Genomic DNA, 13,782 nt, shown 5'->3' with positions numbered 1-13,782 from the left:
TATATGTAATGATATACAGATTATAAAATGACCTCATTATGAGGGTCTCCATAAAACGTTAACTCTACTGTCTCTGTTAAAACATCTGCATAACTATAAGATACACGTTGCAACGCATCTTCTTGTTGATCCAATTGTACAACAAAAACGGAACGGTATGTTTCTGCTAGTACACCTGATTGCTCCACAGTTTTTCTTCTTCCACTATTTGCTTTTAACATAAGTCGCTGTCCAAGATGGTGATCTAATTCGCTTTTAATTTCATCTAAACGTTTTGACATATACTTCGCTACACCTCGCTGTAATTTAGATTGAACACTTAAAGCACGATATATCTATCCTAATTATTAACCGCGATTCACAGTTAATATCATCCTGCGTTTGAATAGATAGAAGAAATACTATATTGTAAAAGTATCATTACGTAGTCTTTACGTTCTTACCTCTTTTTATCCAAATTCATTTAAATCCTTCCATACAAAAAGCAAGATACATATGTATCCTGCTTACTCTTCGTAATGTTGAAAAGGTAATCCCGTTCGTAAAATCCCTCTCGTTTCAATTCCACCTAGTCCCTTTTCACCAGTAATTGTATTACGTACGACATCCCATACATTGACTCTCTCCATAAATGAAGTAAAACTAATTTTACCAACTACATATACAGGATCTAGTGCATGAATATTAATTCTAGATGGTGAACTAGCGAAATTGGCCCCTGCACGAATTAGTGCCTCAAAATGTGATTGACATGCCCCAGCAAAAATAACAAGTTGATCCAATGATGGATATTTTTTTCGCACTTCACGAACAGCCTGTACAAAATGCCTTGAATGCCTATATGCCGCTAAATCTCCCTTCACTCCTTTTGATTTTGTATATGCATCATGTCCTGTAATAACGAGAATGTCTGGGCGAAAGTGATCTATTAAGTCTACTACTTTTTCATGCATCTCCGTTTCTTTACAATGAATACCTTGAACAGGAACGCCAATTTTATTATATAAATCTAAGCACTTGCGCAAATATAAAGGGTCTCCATCTATATGCAATACACGTCCCGGCATTTGAAAATAATTTACCTCACTTGTGTATCCACCAGCTGAAGTATGTTCATGCCTTTGTTTCATCAGTACATAATCTTGTTGAAACAAACGATACGTGCGCTCCATTGTTTCTTTCTCACGCTTCACCCTTTTTTTATGTTCTCTTTGATCTATACTAATTAAATCTTCAAGTGGCGCATCCGCCACCAGTCTAATTTCTTCTCCAAACAATATAGCTATCTCGCCTTTTATTTCTATAATACGAAAAAGAATATCCCTCTTATGAGAATATCGTTCCACTAATTCTCCAACATGTAAAACCATTCTCCTACCTCCAAACTCATTAGGCCATCTTACCTGTTTTTAAAGTATGAATTTAGAGAGAGAAAGGTGACAAAAGGGACAGTTCAACTTGAACTGTCCCTTTCATATTCTTATGATAATTTATGAAGAACTAATGCATTACTTAATGTTGCAAACTCTTCAATAGATAGCGTTTCGCCTCTTCGCTTTGGATCAATTCCTACTTCTGTTAAAATTCGATCCAATAACTCCTTATCTTTCGGGAAACCATTTAAATTATTTGATAAATTATTCATTAAAGTTTTACGGCGCTGTGCGAAACTTGCTCGTACTACTTCAAAGAAGAACGTTTCATCTGTCACCTCTACAACCGGTTTAGGACGCTTTAGAAGGCGGATAATTGCAGAATCAACGTTTGGCTGTGGTACAAACACTGTACGCGGTACAGTCATAACTGTTTCAACCTCTGTATAGTACTGAATGGCAATCGATAAAGAACCATACTCTTTCGTTCCAGGTTTAGCAGCTAAACGATCTCCAACTTCTTTTTGCATCATAACAACAAATCCACGAACTGGTAACTTTTCTTCAAGCAATTTAAATAAAATTGGCGTTGTAATATAGTACGGTAAGTTAGCTACTACCATTACATCTTGCCCTTCTTCAAATTGCTCATTAAATACTTCATGTACATCTGCTTTTAGTACGTCTTTATTAATAACTGTAACATTACCATATGGCGCTAACGTCTCATCTAATATTGGTAATAGTCTTTGATCAATTTCAAAAGCCACTACTTTTTTAGCACGCTTCGCTAATTGCTCTGTTAATGCACCAATACCTGGTCCAATTTCAATTGCACCACTTTCTGAACCAATTTCTGCATGATCGACAATACGATTTAATACATTTGTATCAATTAAAAAGTTTTGTCCTAAACTTTTTTTGAATGAAAATCCATACTTTTCAACAATGTCTTTTGTACGATTTGGCGTTGCGATATCCTTCATTTTTTTTCCTCCTGTATTACTTGCTTATAAGCTTCTGCAAATGATTCCTTTGAAACTTGAAACATCTGTAATCGTTTATGTAACTGTTTTGCATTTGTATAACCAATCTTTAATAGCTTACCCATTCTTTCTCTGCGGCTCTTTGCCATTTCTCCGCCCACTAAGCCTGCATCGACTAAATCACTCCAACTAATTTCACTTGTGTAAGCTTCCATTTCTTCATGTATATTCTCTAGAGCACGGCGAATTGACTCATTAGAAGCATGTTCAATCCCAACACCCTTTTTCCTTTTAGCAAGCGCTTCTTCCTTCGGTAAAAAAGCATGCTTACAGCCAGGAACCTTGTCAGAAATAATTTTTCGAATACGCTCTCCAGGATAATCCGGATCTGTGAAAATAATAACGCCCCTTTTTTGCTGCGCTAATTTAACTTGCTCAATAACATGATCACCGATTGCTGAACCGTTCGTTTCAATTGTATCCGCATCAACAGCACGCTTAATCGCAACTGTATCATCTTTACCTTCTACAACGATAATCTCTTTTATTTTCATGCTTGCCTCCACACTCATTTCGTCTCTACTTAGTAAAACAAAAAAATGACGACTTTTCCATTATTATTTTCCCCATTCTTATATTTTAAAAAATAGAATAGAAAAATCTTTGTTCCCTGTCCTTATTGTAACACTTCATCATTCACATTTATTTTCTTCATTACTTCTACTAGTTTTTCTCAAAATAAAAAAGAACAGGTTTCCCCCGTTCTTTTTATTCAACACCAAATAAAACTTTTGCATTTTTAGTTGTCATTTCTGCTACTTCCTCATAAGAAATTCCTTTTAAATTCGCAATTTCTTCTGCTACGAGTTTTACATAACTCGGTTCATTTCGTTTCCCGCGAAATGGATGCGGCGTTAAATAGGGACAATCCGTCTCTATTAACAATTTCTCTAATGGAATCTCCGTAGCAACTTCTTTCGGTTTCTTAGCGTTTTTAAATGTAACTGGTCCACCTAACGAAATTAAAAAGTTCATATCAACACATCGCTCTGCTACTTCTACGCTACCGCTAAAGCAATGCATAATGCCTCCTACTTCAGCTGCATTCTCTTCTTCTAGAATATCGACAATATCTTGAGTTGCATCGCGGTTATGTATAATAATCGGCAAATTTACTTTTTTCGCTAATGCAATTTGTTTACGAAATACTTCTTTCTGTATTTCTTTTGGAGACTTATCCCAGTGATAATCTAAGCCCATTTCTCCAAGTGCAACGACTTTAGGATGAGAAGCAAGTTCTTCTAACCAAGCTAAATGTTCTTCTGTCATGTCGATTGCATCAACTGGATGCCAGCCAACCGCAGCGTAAATAAAATCATAGGCTTCAGCTAATTCCATCGCCTTTTTTATCGTTACTTCATCAAAACCAACAACAACTGTATAAGTAACTCCCGCTTCTTTCATTCGGGCAATAACCTCTTGCAAATCTTCTTCGAATTGCTCTGCATTCAAATGTGAATGTGTATCAAACAACATAATACATAACTCCTTTTATATTGAAATCAAGTTTATTCTACAAAAATAAGTTCTTTAATAACTTAACGATAACAATACTACAATCTTAATGCAAAAATAGAGAGTGTAAAAAGAAAAAAGACGCTTCACACATGTTACACGTGAAACATCTCTTTTCTTGTCTTAATTACTTGATTTTTGTACCATTTGGTAGATTTTGGTCAATTGATGCTAATGACAATACGCCATTCTCTTCACCCGCTAAAATCATACCTTGCGATAATTCACCGCGTAATTTTACAGGTTTTAAGTTTGTTACACAAATAACCTTTTTACCTTTTAAGTCTTCCGGCGAATAGAATTTTGCAATTCCAGAAACAACTTGACGCTTTTCTGTGCCTAAGTCTAGTTGAATTTTTAACAACTTGTCTGCTTTTTTCACAGGTTCAGCAGATAGTACTTCAGCTACGCGTAATTCTACTTTAAAGAAATCATCAATTGTAATTTCTTCTGCCTTCGGTTCTTCTTCTTTTTTCTCTTCTACTTTAGGAGCAGAGCTTTTCATTTGTTCTTTAATGTACTCTACTTCCACTTCCATTTCTAAACGAGGGAAAATTGGGTTTCCTTTTTCTACTTTTGTTCCAGCTGGAATGCAGCCAATTGTAGATAGACTTTCCCAAGATTTATGAGCTTCATCAGTAAGGCCAAGCTGAGCAAACATCTTGCTTGGTGCTACTGTTAAGAATGGCATAAGCATAATACCTGTTTGACGAAGTACTTCTGCTAAATGAGCCATTACAGAAGCTAACTTTTCACGATCATTCTCATCTTTTGCTAATACCCATGGTTGTGTTTCATCAATATATTTATTCGTACGACTAACTAGTTGCCAAATAGATCCTAACGCTACAGAGAACTCCATATTCTCCATTGCTTCTTCTACTTTTTTCAAAGTATCTTGTGCAAACGCTACTAACGTTTCATCAAATTCCGTCACATTTTCTTTAAATGCAGGGATTTCTCCGTTAAAATACTTATCAATCATAGCTACTGTACGATTTAATAAATTACCTAAGTCATTTGCTAAGTCGAAATTAATACGCTCCACAAATCCTTCTGGTGTGAATACACCATCAGATCCAAATGGAACTTCACGAAGTAGGTAATAACGTAATGCATCTAATCCGTAACGATCGATTAATGTAACTGGATCTACTACGTTTCCTTTTGACTTACTCATCTTTCCATCCTTCATTAAAATCCAGCCATGAGCAAAGACTTTCTTCGGAAGAGGTAAATCTAATGCCATTAAAATTATCGGCCAATAAATTGTATGGAAACGAACAATTTCTTTCCCAACTAAATGCACATCTGCAGGCCAGAATTTTTTATATTTCTCTTCATTTGCTGTTCCATAACCTAACGCCGTAATATAATTAGATAATGCGTCAACCCATACGTAAATAACATGTTTTGGGTTACCAGGAACACGAACTCCCCAGTCAAATGAAGTACGAGAAACCGCTAAATCTTCTAATCCTGGTTTAATAAAATTATTAATCATTTCATTTTTACGAGACTCCGGCTGAATGAAATGTGGATTATCTTCATAGAACTTTAATAGTCTGTCGACATATTTACCCATTCTAAAGAAATAAGATTCTTCACGAACAAGTTCTACATCATGACCACTATCTGGGCTTTTTCCTCCAACTACTTTGTCGCCTTCCATAATTGGATCTACTAATTGATGCTCTGTATAGAACGTCTCATCTTGTACAGAATACCAACCTTCATATTCATCAAGATAAATGTCACCTTGATCTACTAATTGCTTAAAGATTTTTTCGACAACATCTTTATGACGATCTTCAGTTGTACGAATAAAATCATCATAAGAAATATCCATCTTCTCCCAAAGCTCTTTAATTCCTGCAACAATGTTATCAACATATGCCTGTGGCGTAATATTTAACTCTTCTGCTTTCTTTTGGATCTTCTGTCCATGCTCATCAGTTCCTGTTAAATAATGCACATTATAACCTTGCATACGCTTATATCGTGCCATCGCATCTCCTGCTACTGTCGTATAAGCATGTCCAATGTGTAATTTTCCACTTGGATAATAAATTGGGGTAGTAATATAAAAGGACTTATTTTCCTCTGTCATTGTTTTGAACCTCCCGAATAACCTCATATGTATTTATAAACAGTATATCAAAAACTCATATATAAAGTGAAACTTTAATCAGTAGGGTTTTTGTTCCTCCCCACTAATTATTAGCCCACATTAATTGGGCTTTTACGAGCAGCCCAAATCTAACTTATCTTCTTTACGCCAACCTAATTTTAAATTTAGGTCTTAATGCTCGATATCTTTATCATCTATTGCTCATATTTCACAAAAATATACAATCTCCACTTTTAATTTATTATTTTTTCAGAAAATAATGTAAATAATTGTGGAATTTCCTCTCAATCTATTATATATAAGAAATAAGAAATCTATAAATCTTTTTAAAAAATATAGAATTTAAGAATTGACGGAAATGTAAATGATTGGTATCATATGTCCATAGGGTATTTTGTCGAAAAATGACGAATCTAAAAATAGACTCGAAACTTATAAACTATTTATTTAGGAGGAAAAAAATTATGAAATCTACTGGTATTGTTCGTAAAGTTGATGAATTAGGTCGTGTAGTAATTCCAATCGAATTACGCCGTACTTTAGGTATTGCAGAAAAGGACGCTCTTGAAATCTATGTTGATGACGAAAAAATCATCTTAAAGAAATATAAACCAAACATGACTTGCCAAGTAACTGGTGAAGTATCTGACGGTAACCTTTCTTTAGCTGAAGGTAAAATCATCTTAAGCAAAGAAGGCGCTGAGCAAATCTTAAACGAACTTCAAGATTATATCGAAACAGCAAAATAAGCTTCTCAATTATGAGAAGCTTATTTTTTATCGACATGATAGATTTGATATACATCTCTTTTCGACAAATCTCGATCTTTAGCGACTGTTTTAATCGCTTCTTTTGAATTCATACTTTTTTCATTTATATAATATTCAATATGATCATATACCGAAAGAGATTCCCACCATTGTTCTTCTGGAGCAGGTTCTTCTGTTGAACCAGCTACTAAAATACAAAACTCACCACGTACTTCATTTTGCTTCGTCCACTCAATTGCTTCTTCGATTGTCCCTCGAATAAATTCCTCAAATTTTTTCGTTAACTCTCGACATAATACAATCTCTCTATTTCCCAACACTTCCTGCATCGAAATTAAAGTATCGTCTAAACGATGAGGCGCTTCATAAAACATCATTGTAGTTTGTACATAACGAAGCTTTTCTAACTCCATCTTTCGTTCCTTTTTGTTTCTCTGCAAGAAACCATAGAAATAAAACTGCTTTGTTTCAAGACCGGATGCAATTAATGCTGTAAGGGCTGCATTTGCTCCAGGAAGCGGAATTACATGATATTGCTCAGCTACTGCCTCAACGACAATATCGTAACCTGGATCAGAAATACACGGCATACCAGCGTCGCTAACAAGTGCTACATTCTTTCCATCCTCTAATTTCTCTAATAGTTTCTTCCCACTTACTTCTTTATTGTGCTCATGATAACTCGTAACAGGTGTTTCAATTTCAAAATAATTACAAAGTTTTTTCGTTTGTCTCGTATCTTCAGCAGCAATTAAATCAACTTCTTTTAAAATTCGGATTGCACGAAATGTCATATCTTCTAGATTTCCAATAGGAGTTGGTACTAAATATAAAACTCCCTTTTCATTTTGTTGAAAGCTTTTTTGTTGCCACATAGCGTTCTCCTTTTTGCATATATGCCTCTTTTTGTTTTCTCGTTAATTGCTTAAAGTAATACTCCGCTTGCATAGCTGTACGCTTATCATCGTGGGTCTCTACATATTTTAAAACAACAGGAAGCCTGACGCGTGTATACTTAGCCCCTTTGCCGCTATTATGAGTCTGAATTCTCTTTTCTATATGGTTTGTATATCCAGCATAATAACTTCCATCAGAGCACTCTACCACATAAAAAAAGTGCTTATTCTTCTCCATATAAAATCGAACGTAGCTCCTTTGTATATTCGTTATTGTTCTCATATACAACGAGAGGCGGTAAAATTTTCAAATCTGCATTTCCATCCTTAATTCCTTCAATTAACAATGTATTTGCTTCTTTTCCAACCTTAGGATAAACAAATTGCACACGCTTTGGTTCAATTTTATATTTACGCATTAATGTGACAATGTCTAGTAATCGCCCTGGACGATGTACAAACGCTACTTTCCCACCTTGTTTTACTAACTGACTACTTACAGATACAACATCTTCTAATGTACACATAATTTCATGACGAGCTATCGCTAAATGTTCATTCATATTTTTCTCTGAAGTTTGAGGTGTTTGAAAATATGGTGGATTACATGTAACAACATCATATTGATGACGCCCAAGTTTCTCTGGCATATCTTTCAAATCTCCATGTATGAGGTGAATTCTTTCCTCCAACCCATTGTATTGAACACTTCTTACTCCCATATCATATAAGCGTTCTTGAATTTCCACACCAGTAATATTTCCTTTTGTTCTTGTACTTAATAGAAGGGGAACAACCGTGTTACCTGTACACAAATCAAGTAAATTCCCCTTTTGAATTGGTACCCATGCAAAATCTGCAAGTAAAACGGCATCTAAAGAAAAATTAAATACTGATGGGCTTTGTATAATCTTCATGTCTTGTGCTAATAAGTAATCTAAACGTTCATCTTCATATAAATTCATATACTGCTCCTTTTCTTACCCTTAACCTACCCTATTTCATGTATAAAAAATTACCTTTCCAATTATAATTGGAAAGGTAATTTCACTTTTTATTTAAGAATGACAGACAGAATAAACAATCTCCCTCTTTACGTACACTTCCATAATGTAGATTGCAAATATGAAAACCTTCTTGATACAGTCTCGCTAAATTGTCATAGCCTTCACCAATATCTGTTTTCGGCTTCACTTCTTTACGTTTTTGAGTTTTTTGTTTTTCTTTATTCTGCACTTCTTCAAAACGGTGTCGCAAATTGTTATTTTCCATTTTTATATGCTGGTTTTCTTCCAACAACTCTGCAAGATGCTGTTTTAACTCTCCCAACTGTTTATATAAATGTCCAATTTGCTCTTCCATACTAGAAACCGATTCAAAAATATCTTTTTTCTCCACAAGCACCCACCTCATTAATCTGTGGTTTGACTCGAAACGACCCCTTTATTCACTAACTCATCTAACGTATATTCTACTATCCGTTCCTTGTCTACTAGTTCCACTTGAATTAATCTTTCTAAAATATTTAATCCGATAACACGGCCAGTACCATGCGGGGTTTGTATACGTTGATCTAAATCAGGAAGTTGTTCCTTTGCTGCCTCATATTCATCATTCTCATATTTTAAGCAACACATTAAGCGACCACATAAACCAGAGATTTTTGCAGGATTTAATGATAAATTTTGATCCTTTGCCATTTTAATGGATACAGGTTCAAAATCCCCTAAAAAAGTAGAACAACAAAGCATACGACCACATGGACCAATACCACCTAGCATCTTCGCTTCATCACGAACACCAATTTGTCTTAGTTCAATTCTTGTTCTAAAAATTGCGGCTAAGTCCTTCACTAGTTCGCGGAAATCGATCCGACCATCCGCAGTAAAATAGAAAATAATCTTATTACGATCGAATGTATACTCTACATCTACAAGTTTCATATCAAGATTATGCTCTACTACCTTTTGTTGACAGACTTGATATGCTTCTTTGGCAGCATGTTTGTTCTCTTCAACAATGGTACGATCATTTTCATTTGCAATACGAATAACCTTTTTTAGCGGTAATACAACGTCGTTTTCATCAACTTGTTTTTTGGTAATAACTACTTTTCCGTATTCAATACCTCTTACCGTTTCTACAATGACAAACTCATTTTCAGAGATATCGAACTGATTTGGATCAAAGTAATATACCTTTCCGGCCTTCTTAAAGCGAACACCTACTACATCATACAAAACGGTCATCCCTCCTGCAACCGCAACACTAACTGTTCGAACACAAGCTGCGCATTTACATTAGCGTTGATTCTATTTTTTGCCTCTAATATATTAAAGAGAGCTGATACAATGCGCTTCTGAGCATAGGAAAACGATTCAAACATCTCTTTCTGATCATGAAAAACAAGACGATCTTCTTCTCCAAGTTGAACATATAATAAATCCTTATAAATAAGGAGTAACATATCTAAACCTTGCTGTAATTGTTCTTTCTCTCCAAAGTGTTTTCCCCATTTTTCTTGTACAAAAAAAATAGAGGTTTTATCTTTTTCGAGCGCTTCACATAATTTTATCACTAAAGCTCGTGCTTGTGCAAACCATTCATCACTACATAAAGCTAAAGCTTCATCAAAACTATTTGTAAGTTGAGCAGCAAGTGTCGATAAAGATGCTGTAATCCCTTCATCCTGTAATCTTCTAATTAAAGATTCCGTAGGTAACGGTCTAAACGTAACAACTTGGCAACGAGATAAAATCGTATTTAAAATTTGATGACTTTGTTCAGTAAGTAAAATAGCAGTTGTATCACTACTTGGTTCTTCTAAAAATTTCAAAAGTGTATTTGCCGCATTTGCTGTCATACGATCTGCGTGCTCAATAATATATAATTTTTTATTTGCCTCTAATCCTGTTTTTGAAAACTCTTCTTGTAAATCATGAATTTGCTGCTTTTTAATAGATAATCCGTCTGGTTTTACAATATGTAAGTTAGGGTGGTTACCTGAATCAATTCGCTTACAGTTTGTACATACATGGCAGGGCTCTACCCCATTTCGCTCAGAACAGAGGAAACTCTTTGCCATTTGAATTGCTGTCGCAAACTTTCCTGTCCCTTTCCCTCCCTCTAACAAGTAAGCGTGGGATATACGCTCTTTTGCAATGCTATTCATCAACATTTTTACACCGATGGGTTGTATAGCAGAAAGCTGCTCCCACGTCTTCGTCATAATGCATACCTCACTTATTTCATTCTTTCCTTCTATTATAACAATTTATCTTCTATAATCTGAACAACTTCTTCTATAAGTTTTTCCATCGGCTGATCAGCATTTACCAATACAATACGATCCGAGAAACGTTCTACAACTTGTAAATACCCTTCGCGCACACGTTTATGGAAAGAGATATCTTCCATATCTAGTCGATTTACTTCACGTCCTGCATCTTTTTCAATCCGAGCCAAACCAACCTCAGGCTCAATGTCTAGATAAATTGTTAAACTAGGCATACAGTCCTCTGTTGCGAAACGATTTATTTCAAATACCTTATCCATACCCAATCCTCTTGCATAGCCTTGGTATGCTAAAGAGCTATCTATAAAACGATCACATAACACGAGGTAGTTCTCATTAAGTGCTGGCATAACTTTTTCTACTAAATGTTGTCTGCGCCCAGCAGCATAAAGAAGCGCTTCTGTACGTGCTTCCATCATCGTATATTCTTGTTTATGTAAAATCGTCCTAATGTCCTCAGAAATTGCAATACCGCCTGGTTCTCTTGTCGCCATTACCTTTTGTGCTTTTTTTTCAAAATATGGCAATAAGCTTTTAATTAACGTTGTTTTACCTGAACCTTCTGGGCCCTCAATTGTTACAAATAATCCCTTCATCCTAAAACCTACTTTCTATATCATACACTTTCATATATTTCGTATTACATTGAAAACGAGCCCCTGCTCTCTCTAAATACATAATTTGCTCTTTATGCTCTGAAGTAATTCTCTCTCCATACATAATCAATGGAATTCCAGGTGGATACGGAATCACCATTTCCGCCGCTATCATTCCAACAGCATCTTCTATAGATACTATCTTTGTTTCATATCCATCTAGTTGTTTATACGTATACGGTAAAAGAGAGAACTCACCTTTATAAGTATAACGAATAGATTCCCTCTTGTCTTTCACCTCATAATGTTGCAATGCTACTCGGATCATCTCTATAACCTTCATATATCCCCCATTTACTTGTAAGGGTAAAATAAATAGGACATTGTACGGATCAGCCATCTCTGTATATATACCGACCTTTTCAAATACAGACTGTAATTCGTACCCTGATAACTGACAACGAGTTTGTACGGTGACCTTTAACTCATCTTGCAACGGATATTCTAAAATGGCGATTTGAGGAATAGAACGTAATTGTTCCTTAAATTTTCGTAAGAACTCAACAATTTCACTGTGACCTTCTTCTTTTATACGCGCCATTGTAAAGCGTGCTATATCCAAGGAAGCCATAATTGGATACGATGGACTACTAGATTGTAGCATACTTAAATAAGTAGTAACCTTCTCTTCGTCTACTAAGTGACTATTTATATGTAAATAGGAACCCATTGTCATTGCGGGTAATGTTTTATGTGCAGAATGAACTACAATATCTGCACCATATGTTAATGCTGACTTCGGGAATGGTTCTCCCAAGCACAGATGTGCCCCATGTGCCTCATCTACCAAAACAGGTATTTTATGTGCATGTGCAAAAGCGATGCTTGCCTCTAGATCCATCCCCATACCATAATAATTAGGATGCGTTAAAATGAGCGCTTTCGCATTTGGATACTTTTCAATTGCTTTCTTAATAATTTCGTTACGAACTCCCACCGGTACGTTATAAGCTTCATCAATCCATGGATCTAAAAAAATGGGATTTGCTCCGGCAAGTTTTAAAGCATTAATAATTGATTTATGGCAATTTCTTTGTACAAGAACAATATCATGTTCCCCGCAACAAGACAAAATCATTGCTAAGTTCCCGACTGTTGAACCATTAATTAAAAAATAGCTCCTCTTTGTATTATAAACTTCAGCCAATAATTGTTGTGCCTCATCTATACATTCAAACGGACTATGCAAATCATCTAGTCCTGCTAACTCAGTTACATCAATAGATAGAATATCTTTAAACTCTCTTATTGCCTCCTGAGGGAAGTTTAAACCATTCTTATGACCTGGAACATGAAAAGATAACGGCCCTCTTTCTTTAAACTCTATTAACGCCTCATATAAAGGCATACGATTTTGATTCATCTACATCTCTTCCTTATTATTCATTCTCTATCTATTATACAGAACAAAAAAAATAATAGGCATATGCCTATTTAAAAATATGATACTTCTAATTTTCGAAGCTGCTTTAAATAATGTATATATTTCGGATCATCTGTCTCTGTATTCACCATATCCTTTTCACATTCATAGCATATTAAATTATTATAAACATATATACCTTCTTTTCTTTTCGTCTCACAAACAATACAAACTTCACTTTGTAATTTCATAACCTTCCCTCCCTATTTAAGTGAACCTATTTTATACTTCTAATCCTTAACAATTTACAGAAAAATATACACCCATCTTTTATATAATATGATTAACTCTTGGGCAACGTGTTTGTATTACCATTACTTCTTTCCCATTCTTTTTAACAATACAAAAAAACACAAGTCAAATGACTTGTGTTTTTAGTTGCTTGGCGACGTCCTACTCTCACAGGGACAAGGTCCCAACTACCATCGGCGCTAGAGAGCTTAACTTCCGTGTTCGGTATGGGAACGGGTGTGACCTCTCTGCCATCATCACCAAACTATGAAGGCATATTCCTTCAAAACTAGATAACATTGCTACATATTATATGGTTAAGTCCTCGATCTATTAGTATTCGTCAGCTCCACATGTCACCATGCTTCCACCTCGAACCTATCAACCTGATCATCTTTCAGGGATCTTACTAGCTTACGCTATGGGAAATCTCATCTTGAGGGGGC

At 35.3% G+C, this 13,782-nt stretch carries 16 protein-coding genes and 2 rRNA genes; 1 reads left to right on the top strand and 17 read right to left on the bottom strand.

Features of this window, described 5'->3' with window-relative positions; all coding sequences use genetic code 11:
• Positions 1-20 precede the first annotated feature (20 nt).
• The 6 genes from veg to metG form a co-directional block, all read right to left on the bottom strand.
• Positions 21-281 carry a biofilm formation stimulator Veg gene (veg, locus tag HMPREF1014_RS28440; RefSeq protein ID WP_000044347.1) on the bottom strand — a complete coding sequence of 87 codons (261 nt, stop codon included), beginning with the start codon at positions 279-281 and terminating at the stop codon, positions 21-23.
• A 225-nt stretch (positions 282-506) separates the two neighbouring features.
• Positions 507-1,370, bottom strand: coding sequence for a sporulation peptidase YabG (gene yabG, locus HMPREF1014_RS28435; protein WP_000242867.1), 864 nt, complete (start codon positions 1,368-1,370; stop codon positions 507-509).
• 110 nt (positions 1,371-1,480) lie between these two features.
• Positions 1,481-2,359 (bottom strand): 16S rRNA (adenine(1518)-N(6)/adenine(1519)-N(6))-dimethyltransferase RsmA, encoded by an 879-nt coding sequence (gene rsmA / locus HMPREF1014_RS28430; protein WP_000651548.1) that lies wholly within the window; start codon positions 2,357-2,359, stop codon positions 1,481-1,483.
• The gene (rnmV, locus tag HMPREF1014_RS28425) at positions 2,356-2,913 is read right to left on the bottom strand and encodes a ribonuclease M5 (RefSeq protein ID WP_000692835.1); all 558 of its coding nucleotides are present in this window, start codon (positions 2,911-2,913) and stop codon (positions 2,356-2,358) included. Before rnmV ends, rsmA begins: the two co-directional genes overlap by 4 nt.
• A gap of 214 nt (positions 2,914-3,127) precedes the next feature.
• On the bottom strand, positions 3,128-3,895 hold the full coding sequence (locus HMPREF1014_RS28420; protein WP_000895843.1) for a TatD family hydrolase: 768 nt from the start codon (positions 3,893-3,895) through the stop codon (positions 3,128-3,130).
• 166 nt (positions 3,896-4,061) lie between these two features.
• A complete protein-coding gene (gene metG, locus HMPREF1014_RS28415; RefSeq protein ID WP_000134135.1) occupies positions 4,062-6,044 on the bottom strand; it encodes a methionine--tRNA ligase in 1,983 nt (660 codons plus the stop codon).
• Positions 6,045-6,529: 485 nt separating this feature from the next.
• Here metG and abrB point away from each other — a divergent pair, with 485 nt between their 5' ends.
• Positions 6,530-6,814 (top strand): transition state genes transcriptional regulator AbrB, encoded by a 285-nt coding sequence (gene abrB, locus HMPREF1014_RS28410; RefSeq protein WP_000843036.1) that lies wholly within the window; start codon positions 6,530-6,532, stop codon positions 6,812-6,814.
• Positions 6,815-6,834: 20 nt separating this feature from the next.
• Here the strand turns inward: abrB and rsmI are convergent, their stop codons facing one another.
• The 11 genes from rsmI to HMPREF1014_RS28355 all read right to left on the bottom strand — a co-directional run.
• Complete coding sequence (gene rsmI, locus HMPREF1014_RS28405; protein ID WP_000267821.1) at positions 6,835-7,710, bottom strand: 16S rRNA (cytidine(1402)-2'-O)-methyltransferase; 876 nt, start codon at positions 7,708-7,710, stop codon at positions 6,835-6,837.
• Positions 7,679-7,969 (bottom strand): GIY-YIG nuclease family protein, encoded by a 291-nt coding sequence (locus HMPREF1014_RS28400; protein WP_000414350.1) that lies wholly within the window; start codon positions 7,967-7,969, stop codon positions 7,679-7,681. Before HMPREF1014_RS28400 ends, rsmI begins: the two co-directional genes overlap by 32 nt.
• On the bottom strand, positions 7,956-8,696 hold the full coding sequence (locus tag HMPREF1014_RS28395; protein WP_001055370.1) for a tRNA1(Val) (adenine(37)-N6)-methyltransferase: 741 nt from the start codon (positions 8,694-8,696) through the stop codon (positions 7,956-7,958). The genes HMPREF1014_RS28400 and HMPREF1014_RS28395 overlap by 14 nt, the downstream gene beginning before the upstream one ends.
• An 82-nt stretch (positions 8,697-8,778) precedes the next feature.
• Positions 8,779-9,129, bottom strand: coding sequence for a DNA replication initiation control protein YabA (gene yabA / locus HMPREF1014_RS28390; RefSeq protein WP_000412063.1), 351 nt, complete (start codon positions 9,127-9,129; stop codon positions 8,779-8,781).
• Positions 9,130-9,143: 14 nt separating this feature from the next.
• Positions 9,144-9,971 (bottom strand): PSP1 domain-containing protein, encoded by an 828-nt coding sequence (locus HMPREF1014_RS28385; RefSeq protein ID WP_000272429.1) that lies wholly within the window; start codon positions 9,969-9,971, stop codon positions 9,144-9,146.
• Between the two features lie 5 nt (positions 9,972-9,976).
• A complete protein-coding gene (gene holB / locus HMPREF1014_RS28380) occupies positions 9,977-10,960 on the bottom strand; it encodes a DNA polymerase III subunit delta' (protein ID WP_000169563.1) in 984 nt (327 codons plus the stop codon).
• 35 nt (positions 10,961-10,995) lie between these two features.
• Positions 10,996-11,622 carry a dTMP kinase gene (gene tmk, locus HMPREF1014_RS28375; RefSeq protein ID WP_000677215.1) on the bottom strand — a complete coding sequence of 209 codons (627 nt, stop codon included), beginning with the start codon at positions 11,620-11,622 and terminating at the stop codon, positions 10,996-10,998.
• Position 11,623: 1 nt separating this feature from the next.
• Entirely contained in the window at positions 11,624-13,045 is a 1,422-nt protein-coding gene (locus HMPREF1014_RS28370; RefSeq protein WP_001075294.1) for an aminotransferase class I/II-fold pyridoxal phosphate-dependent enzyme, read from the bottom strand.
• A 71-nt stretch (positions 13,046-13,116) separates the two neighbouring features.
• Positions 13,117-13,296, bottom strand: coding sequence for a sigma factor G inhibitor Gin (locus HMPREF1014_RS28365; RefSeq protein ID WP_000776279.1), 180 nt, complete (start codon positions 13,294-13,296; stop codon positions 13,117-13,119).
• Between the two features lie 189 nt (positions 13,297-13,485).
• Positions 13,486-13,601: ribosomal RNA gene (rrf, locus tag HMPREF1014_RS28360) — 5S ribosomal RNA — on the bottom strand.
• A 48-nt stretch (positions 13,602-13,649) separates the two neighbouring features.
• Positions 13,650-13,782: ribosomal RNA gene (locus HMPREF1014_RS28355) — 23S ribosomal RNA — on the bottom strand; the annotation flags it as partial.

The organism is Bacillus sp. 7_6_55CFAA_CT2 (genome assembly GCF_000238655.1).
GTDB lineage: Bacteria > Bacillota > Bacilli > Bacillales > Bacillaceae_G > Bacillus_A > Bacillus_A cereus.
This window is presented reverse-complemented; position numbering and strand designations above follow the sequence as displayed.